This is a genomic window from Plantibacter cousiniae (nom. nud.), from assembly GCF_977070315.1.
Map to the genome: position 1 here is coordinate 172988 of NZ_CDRVEU010000012.1, position 17295 is coordinate 190282.

Annotated in this window: 18 protein-coding genes and 4 tRNA genes; 9 read left to right on the forward strand and 13 right to left on the reverse strand. The window is 49.4% G+C overall.

Going from position 1 to position 17295, the window contains the following annotated elements; genetic code table 11:
- The first annotated feature begins 29 nt into the window (after window positions 1-29).
- The 6 genes from ACW55A_RS21830 (at window position 30) to ACW55A_RS21855 (ending at window position 4097) form a co-directional block, all read left to right on the forward strand.
- Window positions 30-1247, forward strand: coding sequence for an AMP-binding protein (locus ACW55A_RS21830; protein WP_498811613.1), 1218 nt, complete (start codon window positions 30-32; stop codon window positions 1245-1247).
- 611 nt (window positions 1248-1858) lie between these two features.
- Window positions 1859-2569: a hypothetical protein gene (locus tag ACW55A_RS21835; protein ID WP_498811614.1), complete on the forward strand. Its 711-nt coding sequence runs from the start codon at window positions 1859-1861 to the stop codon at window positions 2567-2569.
- 8 nt (window positions 2570-2577) lie between these two features.
- Window positions 2578-2820, forward strand: a complete 243-nt coding sequence (locus ACW55A_RS21840) for a hypothetical protein (RefSeq protein WP_498811615.1) — start codon at window positions 2578-2580, stop codon at window positions 2818-2820.
- A gap of 139 nt (window positions 2821-2959) precedes the next feature.
- The gene (locus ACW55A_RS21845; RefSeq protein ID WP_498811616.1) at window positions 2960-3127 is read left to right on the forward strand and encodes a hypothetical protein; all 168 of its coding nucleotides are present in this window, start codon (window positions 2960-2962) and stop codon (window positions 3125-3127) included.
- A gap of 5 nt (window positions 3128-3132) precedes the next feature.
- Complete coding sequence (locus tag ACW55A_RS21850; protein ID WP_499140638.1) at window positions 3133-3423, forward strand: hypothetical protein; 291 nt, start codon at window positions 3133-3135, stop codon at window positions 3421-3423.
- Complete coding sequence (locus tag ACW55A_RS21855; RefSeq protein ID WP_498811618.1) at window positions 3420-4097, forward strand: DsbA family protein; 678 nt, start codon at window positions 3420-3422, stop codon at window positions 4095-4097. The genes ACW55A_RS21850 and ACW55A_RS21855 overlap by 4 nt, the downstream gene beginning before the upstream one ends.
- Window positions 4098-4461: 364 nt before the next feature.
- Here ACW55A_RS21855 and ACW55A_RS21860 read toward each other — a convergent pair whose 3' ends face one another.
- From ACW55A_RS21860 to ACW55A_RS21900, 9 genes are all read right to left on the reverse strand, one after another.
- Window positions 4462-4896, reverse strand: coding sequence for a hypothetical protein (locus ACW55A_RS21860; protein WP_498811619.1), 435 nt, complete (start codon window positions 4894-4896; stop codon window positions 4462-4464).
- Between the two features lie 129 nt (window positions 4897-5025).
- On the reverse strand, window positions 5026-6225 hold the full coding sequence (locus ACW55A_RS21865; RefSeq protein WP_498811620.1) for an MFS transporter: 1200 nt from the start codon (window positions 6223-6225) through the stop codon (window positions 5026-5028).
- Window positions 6226-6331: 106 nt separating this feature from the next.
- Window positions 6332-8170 (reverse strand): asparagine synthase (glutamine-hydrolyzing), encoded by a 1839-nt coding sequence (asnB, locus tag ACW55A_RS21870; protein WP_498811641.1) that lies wholly within the window; start codon window positions 8168-8170, stop codon window positions 6332-6334.
- 52 nt (window positions 8171-8222) lie between these two features.
- Window positions 8223-8759 carry a flavin reductase family protein gene (locus ACW55A_RS21875; RefSeq protein ID WP_498811621.1) on the reverse strand — a complete coding sequence of 179 codons (537 nt, stop codon included), beginning with the start codon at window positions 8757-8759 and terminating at the stop codon, window positions 8223-8225.
- The gene (locus ACW55A_RS21880) at window positions 8750-9313 is read right to left on the reverse strand and encodes an LOG family protein (protein ID WP_498811622.1); all 564 of its coding nucleotides are present in this window, start codon (window positions 9311-9313) and stop codon (window positions 8750-8752) included. Before ACW55A_RS21880 ends, ACW55A_RS21875 begins: the two co-directional genes overlap by 10 nt.
- Entirely contained in the window at window positions 9313-9984 is a 672-nt protein-coding gene (pyrE, locus tag ACW55A_RS21885; RefSeq protein ID WP_498811623.1) for an orotate phosphoribosyltransferase, read from the reverse strand. The genes ACW55A_RS21880 and pyrE overlap by 1 nt, the downstream gene beginning before the upstream one ends.
- A 44-nt stretch (window positions 9985-10028) precedes the next feature.
- The gene (locus ACW55A_RS21890; protein ID WP_498811624.1) at window positions 10029-11033 is read right to left on the reverse strand and encodes a pyridoxal-phosphate dependent enzyme; all 1005 of its coding nucleotides are present in this window, start codon (window positions 11031-11033) and stop codon (window positions 10029-10031) included.
- A gap of 22 nt (window positions 11034-11055) precedes the next feature.
- Window positions 11056-12261 (reverse strand): M24 family metallopeptidase, encoded by a 1206-nt coding sequence (locus tag ACW55A_RS21895; RefSeq protein ID WP_498811625.1) that lies wholly within the window; start codon window positions 12259-12261, stop codon window positions 11056-11058.
- An 87-nt stretch (window positions 12262-12348) separates the two neighbouring features.
- Window positions 12349-13776, reverse strand: coding sequence for a 4-hydroxyphenylacetate 3-hydroxylase N-terminal domain-containing protein (locus tag ACW55A_RS21900; protein WP_498811626.1), 1428 nt, complete (start codon window positions 13774-13776; stop codon window positions 12349-12351).
- Window positions 13777-14280: 504 nt separating this feature from the next.
- On the opposite strand from ACW55A_RS21900, the gene ACW55A_RS21905 reads away from it, so the two are divergent.
- From ACW55A_RS21905 to ACW55A_RS21915, 3 genes are read left to right on the forward strand one after another with little or no spacing between them, the layout of a single operon-like run.
- Window positions 14281-14754, forward strand: a complete 474-nt coding sequence (locus ACW55A_RS21905; RefSeq protein WP_498811627.1) for a TIGR03757 family integrating conjugative element protein — start codon at window positions 14281-14283, stop codon at window positions 14752-14754.
- Entirely contained in the window at window positions 14751-15446 is a 696-nt protein-coding gene (locus ACW55A_RS21910; protein WP_498811628.1) for a TIGR03756 family integrating conjugative element protein, read from the forward strand. The genes ACW55A_RS21905 and ACW55A_RS21910 overlap by 4 nt, the downstream gene beginning before the upstream one ends.
- Entirely contained in the window at window positions 15412-16530 is a 1119-nt protein-coding gene (locus ACW55A_RS21915; RefSeq protein WP_498811629.1) for a site-specific integrase, read from the forward strand. Before ACW55A_RS21910 ends, ACW55A_RS21915 begins: the two co-directional genes overlap by 35 nt.
- A gap of 327 nt (window positions 16531-16857) precedes the next feature.
- Here the strand turns inward: ACW55A_RS21915 and ACW55A_RS21920 are convergent.
- The 4 genes from ACW55A_RS21920 to ACW55A_RS21935 all read right to left on the reverse strand — a co-directional run bounded on the left by ACW55A_RS21920 (window position 16858) and on the right by ACW55A_RS21935 (window position 17292).
- Window positions 16858-16934 (reverse strand) — tRNA-Pro (locus ACW55A_RS21920).
- Window positions 16935-17029: 95 nt separating this feature from the next.
- Window positions 17030-17105: transfer RNA gene (locus ACW55A_RS21925), tRNA-Lys, on the reverse strand.
- A gap of 5 nt (window positions 17106-17110) precedes the next feature.
- Window positions 17111-17187, reverse strand: a tRNA-Pro gene (locus tag ACW55A_RS21930).
- A gap of 29 nt (window positions 17188-17216) precedes the next feature.
- Window positions 17217-17292 (reverse strand) — tRNA-Asn (locus ACW55A_RS21935).
- Between the last annotated feature and the right edge of the window lie 3 nt (window positions 17293-17295).

Sequence of the window (17295 nt, forward strand, 5' to 3'; positions counted from 1 at the left end):
TCTTCCAACAATAAAGACCAGATGTCGTTATGCGTGATTATGAATCCGTCGTTACCTCTTTCGATTATCTGCAGCTCGCCGCTCGGGAGCTGCAGGGTGGGCTCACTGCCATGAATGCCTGTATCGAATGCTGCGACCGGCACGCCGAGGGCGATGCAGTGGCGCTGTATTGCGAAGCACAGGATGGCCGTGCCGCGCGCTATACGTTTCGCGAGCTGCAAGCCCACGCGGCAGGCTTCGGCAACTTTCTGCGCGAGCAAGGGGTCAAGCCCGGGGACCGCGTGGCCGGCCTGATGCCACGCACGGTTGAACTGTTGATTGCTGTGTTAGGGACCTGGCGCATCGGCGCTGTTTACCAGCCGCTGTTTACCGCCTTCGGCCCCAAGGCGATCGAACAGCGGCTGGGTTGCTCCGGCGCCCGCTGGGTCGTGACCGACACGCACAACCGCGCCAAGCTGGACGACATTGTTGACTGCCCCAACATCGTCGTGGCCGATGGTGTCTCGATCAACGCGGGTGACCACGACTTCTGGGGCGTTGTTGGCCGCCAGCCTGAGGATTGCGCCCCCGTAATGCTGGACGCCAGTGCACCCTTCCTGCTGATGTGCACATCGGGTACCACAGGACCGGCCAAACCGCTGGAGGTACCGTTGAGCGCCATCCTCGCCTTCAAGGGTTACATGCGTGATGCGATTGATCTGCGTGAGGGTGATCGATTCTGGAACCTTGCCGACCCCGGCTGGGCCTATGGCCTGTATTACGCCGTGACCGGCCCGCTGGCGCTTGGACACGCCACGTTGTTCTATGACGGCCCGTTCACGGTGCAAAGTACCCAACACGTCATTGCCAGGTACGCCATCAACAACCTGGCAGGCTCGCCGACGGCCTATCGCCTGCTGATCGAGGCGGGGGCCGAGTTCGCCGACGCCGTGCGTGGCCAACTGCGGGTGGTGAGCAGCGCCGGCGAGCCGCTCAACCCACAGGTCATCCGCTGGTTTGCCGAAGAGCTTGGGGTGGTCATTCACGATCACTATGGCCAGACCGAAATCGGCATGGTGCTGTGCAATCACCACGCGCTGCGCCATCCGATACGCGAGGGCTCGGCCGGTTATGCGGTGCCCGGTTACCGTATTGTCGTGCTGGATAAAACTCATCGGGAACTGCCGACCGGCCAGCCTGGGACACTGGCGGTCGATCGCGAGCGCTCGCCCCTGTGCTGGTTCGGCGGGTACCAGGTCACAACATAGTAACCAAAGCCTCGCCTATCATCACGCCCCTCTAGCACCAGAGATCCAGCCGGTGTTTTCATGACCGTGAGCCTATGGTGCCCACGCACCTCACGAAACTCGCAATAAATGGGTGCCTTGTGCACCACCATATTCGCGATATGTTGTGGAATTTGGTCAGCAGAAACGCATCCATACCTAGCCAAATCAGACTTATGGGCTTCCCAGATATGCATAATCCCAAACCCCTGATTATTACCTAGATGTATACCGACACGCAGGTAAATCTCGCCGCCCCGTAGACCAAATTTTGGCATGCTTGGAATCGTTCCGAAGCTTTCCGATCCGCTGGGGTGAGGGATCAAAACGTTCTTTTTGAGGGTGGTCAGTAAAGACAAGGCACGTTCCTAGCCAAGATGATATGGGATCTGGTGGCCGCATTGTGCCATGTATAGCACTTCCGCGACTTGGCGTTTTGGATCCAGAACGTTTAGAGCTCCAATCTACAACCGTGATGTCGGCTTCACGCTCGCGCACTCTCGCTCAAAACCCTTTCCGACTGAAAAACGGTTTCCTACTGCTTCTGATCAAGCTTTTTGCGAACGTGCCTCACATCTTGAGTGAGGTCCTCCATGAAGCTGCCACTGCGCCCTTCTCTTTCCCGCGCCACCGTCCTGCAAATCCTGGCCCTGATCGTCCTGATCGGCATGCTGGTTTACCAGCAGTGGCAGATTCTCCACCTGAAAACAGGTTTTGAATCAGCTGCGAACCTGGAAACCGTCAACGCCATCACCCAACGCATCAATGGCGTTGATGACCGGCTCGATGCTGCCAGCCAGCTGAAGTCCGTGACCATCGATGACTTCAGGGCCGGCCAGCAGGCTCTGTCAAACCGCATCGATGCCGTTCAAGCCCTCCTGAAGCAGGTGCAGGATGCGGCGAAGGACGCTGCCCAACAGGGTGCCTCCATGCAAGAAGTTGTGGTCATGGGCGCTCGGATCGAGGAGCTGCAGGTGAAACTCCAAGACCTGCGTGCGGCTAAACCAGCATCTGTTCAAATCACGGCAGCCAAGCCAAAGACTCCACCCCCCTCCCGCAAAACAACAGCACAAACCAAAGCTCCAGAGGCACCTCCACCGTTTTCGGTCGTGGGTGTGGAGTATCGCGGAGGGGAACGTTTCTTGTCAGTTGCCCCGCCGGGCAGCACTCAACTGAGTCAACTGAACCTGATACGCCCGGGCGACATGGTCGCGGGGAGCAACTGGCAGCTCAACAGCCTGGATGACTCGCGCGCCCTGTTCAGCGTCAACGGCTCAACCCGCATTCTGCCCCTGCGCCCTTAGAGGTTCACATGACCGATTACAACCTGCGAATGTTCACACTGACGGGAGTCATCCTGATCACAGCGGCTGGTATGGCCAACGCTGCAACAAACAGCTCTGCACAGTCCACCAGTAGAGAGCAGCAGAGCGCCTTGCTGGACAGCCAGTCGCAGTCGAGCGACGAGATGCTGGCACGAGACTGGAACCCCCTCAGACCTAAAAAGGGTTTCGTACTGATTCCTTCCGGGCCGTTGGTCATGCTGTGGACATAGATTCCTACAGCTTCCAAGGCCCGCGACGTGAAAATCAAACTCCCCGCGATCAAACCAGCGTTTTCAAGCATGCAGATCTGCCTGTCTGCAGTCCTCATATGCACACCGCTGCTTTCCTCGCATGTACCTGGCATTGGCCATGACCGAGCCGGAGGAGAAAAAGCAACGTTACGACCTGATGCAATCCATGGGTATCGACGAGTTGGGAGCTTCTCTGGAAGTAGCTGCAGATCTCGACCGAAAACGAGGTATTGAACCTCTGAAAATTACATTCCCAACACCCCATGCATTGGAGAACCTGGCATGAGAGCCATGGATGCCTTGACTCAAAATCTCATCGACAGTCTGACTCAAATACTCAAAGACCCGCAGGAAGATTCCCTGCTGGCATTGAAGATCTGCGCGCCGGTCCTGATCGAGCACTTACAAGTCGTGAAACATGTGGCGGTTGATCGTCGAGAGATCCAATCCCAACTGCACAAAGCGCTGGACCAGTGGCTTGAGCATCACCCACAGCCTAAAAGCGCCCAGAAAGCTCTTCTGACGCTGCTGGATCAGGAGCTGCTGGCAAAACAGCTTCTCGACAAAGAGGCCTCCGCATGAAGCGACCGACGCGCCGGCAAATCCTCTACTGCATCGGTGCGGTCGCCTTGGCTATCTCACCTTTTCTGCTGACCGAGGTGATGCAGAATAAGCTTGGCGTCACAGGTGACCCCGTGGCGCCGGCAGCCGATCAGAAGAGACATAGTGGCGGATGGGTTTACGGGAGCCGTGACGCCCGTTTCACCATCGTCGAATATGCAGATCTGGAATGCCCTTACTGCAAGGATTACTTCCCACACCTCAAAGCCTGGGTTGATCAGCATCCCGACGTCAATCTTCAATGGCACCATCTGCCCCTACCGATGCATGAGCCTGCAGCGAGCTATGAGGCTCGATGGGCTGAGTGCGCGGGGATTGAGAGAGGCAATGAGGCCTTTTGGCTCGCAGTCGAGCTCATTTACCAGCGTACCCGGTCAAACGGTGCTGGAGCTGCCGGCAATCCGCAGCTCCCGGGGCTTGAGGATCGACAGCACTATATTGATAACTGCGCTTCGAGTAACCCGGCTGTCCGACAGACTGTTGTTAGCCAGGCGCACAAGGCGGGCCTGGACGGCATCACTGCCACACCTACGTTGGTCATCAAGGACAAACAATCTGGCCGCTCGATCACGCTGCAGGGAGCACCTGACGGTGACGTGCTGCTTTCCGCAATCGACTGGCTGGTTGCGGGGTAGATTGCCGGTGGTAACAAGTGAACTCCGAGGTCTTGAAGTGCGAGATATTGGTGAGCTCATGCCAACTACCTAATTAGTACGCGTGTTCTTCGAGACCCTGGGGAGGGTCGGACACTGATCCAACCGTCTCCAATAGTCTAATCAAAGTAAGGACCCAGGACTCCACACCAAATCCACCTTAAAGGCAGCTGATGAGAATTACAACATTGCAGATACCACTTTAAAGCAGGGCAATTGAGCAAAACATAGCTAACCCTACGACGCCCTAACAATAGAACCAAGCAGAATAATACAATCGAATTCAAAACCAGAATCGATAAGCGCTCTCTCCCTCTCCTAGTCAACAACAAAGTCATGGGAAAAGTTAATATAGCATATCGAGTGAGACTTCGATTACAGGCAAGCCAGGGTTAAATTGGTGGCGCGTGCTTTTATAAGCTAACAATTCACCTCGCGATATCGTTTCGTAGATGTGCGAAATATCAAATGGCAGTTCACTATCCCAGTGATTAACGGCAACTCTTTCATCGTTATAGTTAACCAATATGCAAGGAACTCGTTTCAGATCAAGAATACGCGCTACATTTAACCGATGATTACCATCCATAATAATACCAGTTTCGCGTTCAGCAACGACAGGAGCTACCCACACACCCCTACTTCTGATAACGTCTGCGAGTATGCGGACCTCACTCATCTCAACTTTTTCTGATTGACAAAAGAAAGCTACCGGCATCAAACAGATGTCATAACCTTCAATCTCTGAAGCAAACAAAGAACTCATCGCAACGCCAACCATTATTTGCACTCCATGTAAAAATTAAGATTCACTGCCTATCAGCCGCAAATATCCTAAAGGTAATGTTTAAAAATTAGGATACCCATCTTCCCATCACAACCTAAGGCAAAAATATTGGCCGTCCAAAATCTACTCCGAAAAATTTCGGCTCGCGGATCTGTTGTTATTATCAGCACCAACTGCCACAACCATAAATATAAGCGCAGGCGTAACCAATAAAGCCGCCAGAAGCATTGCACCGCTGACGCCCCAAATATCAAGAACATGACCACTCAACAGCACACCAAAGCCAATGGACCCATTTAGCACCGCAGTGTGTATGCCGGCAGCAGGCGTGGTTTGTGGCCCAGCAATAGTTAATACCCACGTTTGTAATCCTGTAAACAGTATTGAAATCGCAACCCCCCAAAATGATAACAATATTGAAACAAAGTAAATGTTTGTAGTGGAAGAACTCAATCCCAAGGCAGCTAATGAGCAAACCATAATTAGCAGCGCTGCAAACACTAGCGATTTTAGCGCGCGATCCAAAAACGACGCACTTAACAAGTTACCCAGAAAACCAGAAACACCAAATAAAAATAACAAAGCAGCAACATCGGTTGCGGAGACATCAGAGATTCGCAAAATATAAGGCTCTATAAATGCATAAGCACTGAAATGGGCAGCGGCAACAAACGCGGTAATCAGATATATTACCTGCAAATCTCTACGCCTTAATAATACTTCGAGAAGACCACCGGCATCAGCGGAGGTAGTTAATGGCAGAGGTGGCAGGACTATTTTGATTAAAACAGAACTAAGGACTGACATAATAGCCAAACCTATGAATACCATATTCCAACCATGATAATGTCCGACAAAATTTGTGAGAGGAACTCCCAACACAGTGGCTATCGTGATACCTCCAAAAACGATTGAAGTGGCTAGCCCGGTTCGGTGGGAAGGAACCATACTGGACGCGGTGGCTGCGACAATTGCCCAGAAGATGCCATGAGCGATTGCTCCAAGGGCCCTCGCACACAACAGCAGTGTGAAACTATTACTGATAGCCACCAATCCGTTAGACACTCCTAAAACAATCATTAACAAAACTAAGAGAGTTTTTCTATCAAACCATCTACTTGTTGCGCTGCTCAGTAACCCCGTAGCGGCACCGATCCACGCATATAGACTCACCGTAAGTCCCACGCGAGAAGGATCTTGATGCAAATCACTTGATATCTGAGTCAGGAGGCCGATAGGAGCAAATTCAGACGCGACCATCGTAAAAGAGGCCATACATAAAACAGCTACGGAGCACCAAACTCTAAATGAAGTACTATTCATAGAGGCCTCATGGATAAAAATTGGCAGATGGCGTTAGGGCCTAGACGGCCCTAACGCTCTGCGTCACAAATCAGATGTTCCTCAACTGCATTATAGAGATAAGTGATTAAACATCAATTGTCACATCGTATTGAGCGAGCCAGCTATTCATTCCCACTACACGCTCCATGCCCATACGTTCATGTAGTGGTGAAACCTTTCCAGCACTTCCTTTCAATACGCCATTGGCGCGATCTACATCTAGCAACTGATGCACTGGCGAATTGGAATTTGACACAATGGAAGACATGGCCGATCTAAGCTCCTTCTCATAAGCTGGATCTTGTGTTGCAGGATAAGGGTTCTTGATTCGCTGAATTATCGAATCAGGAAGTAGGTCTTTAGCCGCAGCGCGAAGGATACTTTTCTCCCGTCCATCAAACGTCTTCATTTCCCAAGGAATATTGAATGCGTACTCAACTAACCGGTGGTCACAGAAAGGAACTCTCAATTCTAATCCTACCGCCATGCTCATCCGGTCCTTACGATCTAGTAGTGACTGGACATAACGTGTTAGATGAATATGAGTAATTTGCCGCATGCGCCGGTTAACACTATCCTCTCCTGGCAATTCAGGAACTGCTGAAAGGGCCTGTTGGTAACTGTCACGAACAAAGTTTGGCATGTCCAACTTTGTCAGTAAGTCTCTATTGAAAAGGTTTTTGCCATCAAACAATTTGACGGTTGCGGATGTCATCCAAGGAAATGTATCGGCAGGAATTGCCGCTGGGTCATGAAACCACCTGTAGCCTCCAAAAACCTCATCAGCTGCTTCGCCTGATAGCGCAACTGTCGAGTGCTTGCGAACCTCCTGAAACAGGCGCAGCAGCGATGGATATAAATCGCCCCAGTAAGCCGGTGGCAAATCTAGAGCCTTTACTACAGATGCACGTAAAGCAGGATCTGCCAATTCGCTACTGTCGATGATGATTTGACCATGCTGGGAGTCCACCCATTTGACCATGTCAAAAACAAACGGGGTATCTGGTGTCAGTCGGAATCCGTCACTAACGAACTCCTCACCATGATCCTTAAAGTCAAGCGAAAAAGTACGAATATTCTCTTTACCTTGCGCTAGTAGCTTTTTGGACGCAAGAGCTGTAATTGTGGACGAGTCCAAGCCGCCGGATAAAAGCACACACAAAGGCACATCAGTGACCATCTGCCGGTCCACTATGTCTTCCAGGAGCTCACGAGTATGCTCAATAGTCTTTGCGAGTGAATGCTCATGTTCACGCGCCTCAAGCTGCCAGTATCGGCGTTTTTGAATGCCGTTCTTGTTAACTTTTATGATCTCTCCGGGAACCACCTCAAACATTCCAGCAAATACCGCTTGCCCTGGAGTTTTGACTAGCTCTAATAGCTCTCGCAAACCATCCGCCTGAACACGGCGAGGTACAAGTGAGTTTTCAAGAATTGCTTTTGGCTCAGAACCAAAAATAACACCGTCAGGCATAGGGAAGTAAAACAACGGCTTTACGCCCATCCGATCTCTAACTAGTAGCAGCTCCTGCTTTCTGATGTCCCATAACGCAAAACCGTACATGCCGTTTAGTCGATCCGCAAACTGATCGCCCCACTCAAGATAGGATCGAAGCACGACTTCTGTATCGCTTCCAGTTTTGAACGTATGACCTTTCGACTGGAGTTCACCTCTTAGCTCTTGGAAATTGTAGACTTCACCAACGTAGCTTAGTACAGCAATGCCATCAGCAGCCATAGGCTGCGCACCACCATCCAAATCAATTACTGAAAGTCTTCTATGACCGAGAGCCATAGGGCCATCAATCCAAATTCCGCTGCCGTCAGGCCCCCTGAGTGCCATAGTATCGGTCATGCGTTGAACAGTTTCTTGATGAAGTTTCATGTCTCTCGTAAACGAAAGCCAGCCAGCCATTCCGCACATATAACTCACCCTATCTATGGTTTTAGTGGAATCTAATGACTCTAATAATCGCTTATAGAAGCCTTTGGTATTTTCGATCAAAATAACACAGCGGCTGGTTCACTCCCGCTGACAAAATAGTGATCGGCTTACAGAAAAATATGGTATGAGTATTTGCTTGTTGGAGCATAGTTACTTCACATTCAAGAGACGCTAACGTGCCCTCTAACATAGGAGAACCCGTAACACCTCGCACCCATTTTACTGAAGAAAACTTTTCAATGTTCGCGGACAGGCTAAAAGCGTGAGCAACACTTTGCTGCTCTGTAGAGAGTATATTAATACACAATGCAGAACTGCGCGACGCGACCTTGGACGTTTCAGATTGACTACTTATGCAAACCAACATAGTAGGTGGTGAGTCACTTACACTACATGTGGCGGTTACAGTACAACCCGCGATTCCATCTGAATCTCCTGACGTGACCACACATACACCTGCCACCAAACTAGCCATGGCGTTATGGAAATCACTTTTTGTGACCATCACAAAAGGATCAGCTTCTGCTGATTCGGCGGATGTTAGACTCAATGCTAGATTTACTTCCATTTCGCCTCCACTCCCTCGAATGCTTCAATCTGCGAGCAAATAGTATCCGGACAGTCCGAAATTATCAGCGTGTCAAGATAACGCACATCCATAAATCCGTTCTTGACAAGATCCTCAACATAACGAATTAGATTATCGTAGCAACCATTCACATTATAAATCGCACAAGGGTGCCTATGAAGACCTAGCTGTCCCCAGGTCCAAGCTTCAAAGAATTCCTCAGCAGTCCCAGTCCCCCCAGGCAAGCATATAAATCCTGAAGATAATTCAATCATCTTTTTCTTACGCTGATGCATGTCGTCGACCACAACAAGTTCAGACAAACCTTCACACGCCAATTCCTTATCTATTAAAAATTTAGGCATTACTCCTGTAATCTGACAATTCAAAGCTGTTGCTGTATCAGCAACCACCCCCATTAATCCAACCCGTCCACCGCCATAGACTAGGCCATACTCTTTCGAATGAATCGACTTTATAAGCTGTTCGACTGATTTTTTGTACAAACTGTTGTTCCCTAGCCTGGACCCGCAAAAGAGTGCCAAAGATTTCATCAGGCTTCCTCTCTCACGACATCGGACTCAGAAGCTGCGTAATGCTGAAGATACTCCTCCATCCTTGCAACATTTTCCGAGTGCGCCGGTACAGTTTTCATATAATTTAAAACCGCCCAAATATCACTAACTGCCGTGCATCCCACCCCATGTTCAATGTAGCTACTGGAAACCGCAGATCTTTCTGAACCATCAATTTTCTCACATCGATCCAACGCAACCAAGTACTCCACCAGCTCGCCACCAGAAACTTCAACAATCAGCTTAGTTTCCCTAACTGTTCTGCCAGATGTGATCACGTCGTCTAGTGCGAGAACTTTCTTACCAGACAATTCAGCACCAATAATATATCCAGAGTCTCCGTAGGACTTAGCCTCTTTTCGATTAAATGCATAAGGTACAGCTATATCTTCCGAAAGAGCGATTGCTGTAGAAACGACCAATGGTATACCTTTATAAGCAGGCCCAAATAGGACCTCATATCGGCTAGGCTCAAGACTTTTAATGTGCTCGGCATAGTAGCGTGCAAGCTTAAACAATATAGCGCCTTCGCTAACCCCTCCAAAATTAAAGAAATAGGGACTTATCCTACCCGATTTCAGTTGAAATGAGCCAAATTTGATTAGCCGCTCATCAACAACAAACTTAGCCAAAGCATGCTTTAGTAACATCTAGTAGCTCCTAGACTAAAATTCATTACGTCTTCTCTAAACACTTATGATACGCTCAGCCATGGCATTTGTTCTTTAGGGCTAGACAATAGACTCTTCAGATTAGCGGTATCCAGGAGCTCGAGATCTTTCGCCTTAATCCATTCATCATCATAGATAGTATCAAGATAATTCACTCCAGAATCTGGCATGATGGCCATCACGCTTTCAATGTCGCTGTTATGAAGAAGGTGTAGTGCGCCATATGCAACAAGCCCTGCAGAACCACCAAGTAATACCCCACATTCCCTTGCCAATATCCTACACAACGACATAGCGTGTACGTCATCTATGATCATCTGATAATCAAAATACTGCGTGTGTGTGTTACGAGACCTCCATGCAAGTCCAACACCGTTCAACAGATACGGTGCAAAGCTTCCACCTAATACAGCCGAGCCTTTTACATCACAAGCAAGTATTTTCAAGTTAGGCTTGAACTGCTTCAGCCCCTTCGCGATGCCAGACAGATGCCCTCCGGTACTAACACAGCCAGCCACAACTTCACAGCTGTAATCCATAAACTCTTTTGACGTAACCTCACTATGATAATCCGGATTATCAGAATTATCGTATTGGTTCGGCCAGTATGCAGAAGGGTCGTTTCTTAGCAATTCTTTTACGCGTGCAATTCTAGTTTTCTGGTATCCGCCCGAGCTATCGGCGACAGTTACCATATCAACTTCAGCACCATAAGCTTTATACCAATTCAGCGCGCTGGAGCTCACTTTCGGGTCAACTACAACTGTGACACGGAAGCCCATGGCAGCACCAATCATCGCCAAAGATTTACCTAAGTTTCCTGATGTAGATTCAACGATACGACCACCAAGAACTAACTTTTTTGACTGCAATGCATACTGTATCAAACCTAAAGCAGTTCGGTCCTTAATACTAAAATTTGGATTGAATTGCTCAAGCTTTAGTAGCAATTTTTTTCCTACCGGAACAAGTGGATGACAAAGATCTAAAACTGGAGTGCGGCCGATTGACTCTACGATAGTTTTCATACACGACCTTCATCTTTTATATTCAGTTGATAACCAAAAGTTCAGGACACGGAGAATTTGTTAGGAAGTTATTATCAGTTTTTCCAATAAGCAAAGGATCCTCAATATGGAGCGCCCCTAAACCGAACTCGTAATACGGTGTCTCTATCGATATCACCATACCGGCTTCGATTTCACAATCTTCTGCCGGAGATATTATTGGCCGCTCATATGCTTCAAAACCTATTCCATGCCCTATATGATGTCGACGGTAGCTTTCGAACCCTCGTTCTCTTATAAACTCCATTGTACTCGTGAAGACACGAGAGCCAGTTACACCTGGTTTCGCAATTTCCGCAGCATGCATCATGCCATCCCGCAAAGAATTATATTTCGTAAGTGTATCTTCAGCTACATCTTGGTAGGCAACAACCCTGGCAAGGTCCGCCCAGAACCCTTGGAAGGATGTATTGGAATCAAACCACACAAGATCACCTGATCGAAGCTTGATATCATCTCGCTGTTGGCGCTGGCCTCCAACTGCACTTGCCCCAATTTTCAACATAGTAAGCTCTGGCCGACCACCTTGCTTGATAAGTTCAAGTTCAAAAATCTCTTTCAAATCTCTTTCGCTAATACCTATATGTAACTCCTGCGTTACTGCGACAATTGCTTGCTCGTTGATCCGCGCGGCTCGCTCCAATCCTTGGATTTCGTATGGTGTTTTAATTTTTCGCACGTTTCGGATTATATCCGAGCTTTCGACGCAATTATTTGCCCCTATTACCGACTTCATAGCACTCATCGTACCGCTCGGCATACCGTCTTGGTCATAACCGATACGTGCGTTCGACCTAGGTGCTATAGCCGAAATCAACGAAAGTAAAGCGTCACGACCATTCGCATGCGGCGGAGAACGCATTGTCCATTCGTTAATGGACTCTTCGTCGCCGTCAAACTTATAATCATTTGGTTTTTCGCGAAAAAACGTACCATATGTAACTACTAAACCTAGAGCCGCCTTAGACTCTGTTAATTGATCACATTCACCGCAGGAGTGTACGAAGTTTACCTTACTCGGAGTTTTAATATCTATAACTATGTAACATTCACCATAGTATCTGTTCAACGTCTTTATGACGGGGCGAATCCCGGAGAAGTAATTTATATTTTCAATTGAAGATATGACTAACAGATCTAAATCGTGTTTTGCCATCTCTTGGACGAGCCTATCTACGTTATAAATCATTTGATCTATACCTGATGCAGCGGAAGTATATTAAGTTTCTTATTGCTCAGAGCTTAAATCGGAGCATAAAGATGGTGACACCTGAAGCTAACTAGCTTTTATATGCAAAGCTTTGTCGACCGCCGAAGCCATATGGGTCTTATCGTAGTTCACATAATGCCCGGCAGCGATTCGCATTGGATCGCCTGCATGGTAGTTTTCATACACCATCTGCCGTTGCCCGAAGCCATCACCTGTAATATCCCATGCCAGGTTCAGTAAATGACTTCGATCCCTAGCGGACAGGAAAGGATTTTTAAGGGCAAGCGTTAAACAAGCTTCATTTTCATTAACGAAGTCTTTGCTATGAGGTACGGCGAGCATTGAGCCAGCCGCTAGAGACTGAATGGTAGTAAGCATCAGTTGATACCATTTAGGAAAATGATATCGAATCGCTTGTATTGAGTTAATCCGAGGATTGCATGTGCCGGTGGAGTCAATCTCAGATTCAGTTTCGGTTACGAGCACCGCTGCCCTGATTAGCTCATACGCCGTAGTAAGTTCACCAAGCTTTTCTTGGATATTTACAAACCCACTTAATCCTAAATTTTTTGCGATAGCATCTGCAGTACCTATTAAAAGTTCTGCTTTGGCTAAGCCTCTTATAACTCCTTGGTGACCTGTGTGGTGACGAGTTTTTGTAACATCGTAGAATTTATTGGACTTTTCTACATCCTTAAATATGAAAACGTCGTTCCACGGCACAAAAACCTCATCAAGTACCAGATATGCGTCTATCTCGTCTATCTTACTTGAGATCGGGTAATCAAACTCCGAATATGAATCGTGTGTCAGCGGTTTACGACAGATAATTTTTAAACCGACGGCATCGGTCGGTACTGTAAATGCCAAAGCATAGTCTTGGTCATCGTTGGTTAGTCCGGGCATATTGAAAATCAACAGTTGGTCAGCGATTGGCGCCAGCGTCACAATCATTTTGGCGCCGGACACCCTAATACCCGAGTCATCGAAGGTTTTACAGGCTATGCCTGCGTAGGTGTTTTCTTGTGCGCTAAGTGGACGTGATCTATCAATTTGTGGATTAATAGCTCCATGACCTACAAACAGGTGCTCACGAGCACACCTGTCATAAAAAGCTGAAACATTTCTGCTGAAGTCGGTGTACTCGTTTTTGCCGAAAAATTCAGCATGCGATTTCATCGCACATAGAGCAGCATTCATAAAATCCGGTGTACGGCCCAGCATTCCGAACGACAAATCCGCGACAGCCTTATAAGCGTTGCGCTTAAAAGCCAAATCTACGCTGGATGTTGGGATCATGAGACTGATTGCGGACTTTTGCCCTTCATACGAAAAGTTGAATCCGTCGAGCTCTAGCATCTCATAATATTTCAAGGTTGTTTCGATGGCCCCCTTAAAACAGGGCTCTGATGTTAATGATTCAACCTTCCGACCATTCACCCATACGCTACGATTTTTTTGCAAGCGAGAGAGATATTTTTCCTTTGCGTACATGTTACCTCCGTGGTGGGTGACCCTCAGTCGGCAGCAACCTTAATCACTGCTGTGAATACATTCAACACCATCATTGTATCGTGATCGATACAATTTGACTTTTTGAATGCACCGTTATCGTGCGTATTTACTGGGTGTCAATGGCCAAAAGGCTTTGCCGGGAGCTAAATTGTATCAATTCAGTTACAAAAATTCGATTATTGGATCCTTTTTGGCTAGATATCTTTCCGCTTTGTACTCCCGATCCGAGCAGGTCTCCTCACGATTTCTGTTTGCGGGATCATTCACTTACATGAATGCGAATTACTAGGCGCTGAAGCTGGGTACACAAAGCTCCGAGGCGTAAGTGCTCAATTCGCCTACCTAAATAGATGTCCGGTTTATTGGACCACTAAAGGCCGCACGCTTGATCGTAAACCCAAACCACGCAGACAACGGTTTACTACTGACAACACTTCTTCAATCGCGTCTTCTATACCTGACACCTCCTTCAGGTACTGCCACATGCTCCTCTCCAGAACCTATCGCTTCAGATATAAACACCGCCTGGACCTCCTGATCCTGCTCACGGCCACCCAGATCACCTTCGCACATGCGGAAACATGGGTGATTACTGACCGTAACCATCCAGTTCAGGCTCAGGCACATGTTCAGCTGATTCTCCTGGACGAATCAGAACAGCTTGAGGCCAAGCTCTCGGAGGGACTGCCGCCGAATCAGCAACAAGCCATTGCGATCATGCAGCAACGCCTCAAGAGCAGCGATGCGCAGCGCTTGCAACGAGATCTGGCTTTAGCTCAACAAGACCTCGTAGACGCTTGGAGCATGGGGGTAACGAAGGTGCCTGCAGTGGTGGTCGACCGCAAGTTTGTTGTGTACGGGGAAACCAACGCTACAGCGGCTGAAAATCGCATTGCCCAGTGGCGCGCCGCCGCCAATCATCAGAATGCATCTGGCCAGGGAGACGCCCCGCGATGAACCTGCGAAAGCCTCCAGCGTGGGCAGCCTTGGCCTTGTCGATCTCAACCTGGCCAGCAGCAGCGGGCACGGTGACATCTGCCACCCTGGTCGCCTCAACCCTGTCGCCTGACTGCCTGGAGTACAAGGTGGTCGGAATCTGCTACTGGCTGCTCTGCACCCCGTTTGGATGCAAGGTAAAGACGTCGACCAAGGTTCGTCACTTCGTCCCAGACGCAGTGGTATCAAGCTATTCAAATACCGGTGACAACCCCTGGATTGAGGTCTCTTCGGTGAGCTCGCCAACTTCATTTTCCCAAGCTGGCGGCGACGGGACCACCAATCACAATAACGAAGATAGCCTGGCTAAATTCAAAAACGCTGACGTCATAGGCCACCCCGGGGGAGCAACATTCAGTAAGTTTGCCAGCGCTTCGGGCTATGCCTGTCAGGGAGCGGCCACGCCCTACATGCCGTACCTGCTGAGCACTTTGGATACCGTCGCCTGGCGTTATGGCGTTCCCGAATCTGTGTATCCAGAAGCGCTGATTCCCGGCCGGCGAGAGGTGGGTGGTCTCACCTCGGGGGGCATGTGGGGAAGCGTCTACCCTCGCAGTGGCTTTATCCATCAAGCCGACGATTACAAGGCAGCATCCGTGATCGCGCAGCGTGCCGGTGATGTGGTCACTCGCAGCGGTCAGGTTCACGTCTAACTGGCTCAAGGTGCTGGCAGCAGAAGAACGTGCCACTGCACAGCGGACAGAAATCACCCCTGCGTGGTTCTGGCTCAGCGTGTTTGAAACGTTCTACTACACGGGGCTCAGACTCAACGCGTTGATATGCCTACGATATGCGGATGTGTACCTGGGCGACCGGCTGATCAGAGTCCGAGGTGAAACAGAGAAAACCCACCGTGAGTTCCTGGTTCCAATCCCCGATGGACTCATGGCTCAGTTGGAAACACTCATGGACGCTGCGAGAGCGTTGAGGTTTCAGCCCGGAGACCAACTGTTCAACGTAAACAGATTTTCTGGCCACTACCATCGTCAGGAGATGAACTCTCATCAGGTGGAGGCCATGTACAAAAAGCTCACCACGATGACCGGGGTACGCATGACACCGCATCGGTTTCGTCACACGATCGCCAGCGAGCTGATGACGCTGCCAGAGCGAAATATCTATTTGACCAAGAAACTGCTGAACCACTCGAACATTGCTACGACCATGGATTACATAGAGCCTGACTACGACATGATGCGTGCGGTGATGAATGAGCGAGGGAAGCGGCCGGCCAAGATCAGCTACATGGCAAAGACGGATGCGACGGTGCGTGCTGATAGACACCGAACAATATCTGCTCCAGTCAAGGACTTGACTCCTGTATCGCCGATACCCGAAAGGACAACAATTGCCGGCAGCGCATCGGAAAATGTCTTGGGCAAATCGCCCGCCCAGACGGTGCCGTTAAAGCGCAAAAAACAAAGTGCCCCACTGAATTCGCATTTGGGTACGGCAATACATGCTGCTCCAGATATCTCGGTAGGGAGTCACAACGACATGCCCTACCCATTGGGTGGAGACGAACGTGCAGTCAGCAATCTACCGTTTGGCTGCTCCAGCCCGGAAGATTTGTTGAGAAGCCTGGGTGAACTCACCAGGTGGGTACAGAACAACATTGCCGGCGGAGGAGCTGGTGCTGAACCAGTGATCGAGGACAGACCTGTTCCAAGCCAGGATGCTCGGCATCTACGGCCTGAAATGCTGGAAATAGCCGGATGGATCGGCAGGTCAGGCTGATCATCTGCGCTAGGGATTTGTAAAAATACTCGATCTGCCATTATCCGCAGATGCACTGCGCTGCCGATTATTTAGTTATACGGCCTAATGACTGCTCCAGATGGGCCGATACACGCGCAGCACAGCTTTTTTTGCCAAAAAAAACGCCCCGTACGCAAGCTTTCGCTCGGTACGGGGCGCTCCAATTTGACATCACAGCTTGCTGGCGCTATGTTTCGCGACAGACGGCTGCTTGTTTGGGTATAAGACCCCTCATACGGTAAAGCCTGCCTTCAATTGAGACAAGAGCACCCATCAAGGTCTTAAAGATACAGCCACAACAGTGTTTGGTCGGGGTAAGGGGATTCGAACTCCTGACATCCTGCTCCCAAAGCAGGCGCGCTACCGGACTGCGCTATACCCCGGTAAATCAAGGCACCTCAACCAGCTGCCTGCGACCTGATACGAGTGGCATCAGATCTTTAAGATTCGGCTCCAAGGTGAACCTTGAAGCCAAAAATGGTGGGTCGTGTGGGATTCGAACCTACGACCAATTGGTTAAAAGCCAACTGCTCTACCAACTGAGCTAACGACCCAAATATGGTCGGGGTAAGGGGATTCGAACTCCTGACATCCTGCTCCCAAAGCAGGCGCGCTACCGGACTGCGCTATACCCCGACTGAAACTGCATTGAACCTTGCGAAATCTGGCTCCACGACCTGGACTCGAACCAGGGACCCAGTGATTAACAGTCACTTGCTCTACCAACTGAGCTATCGCGGAACT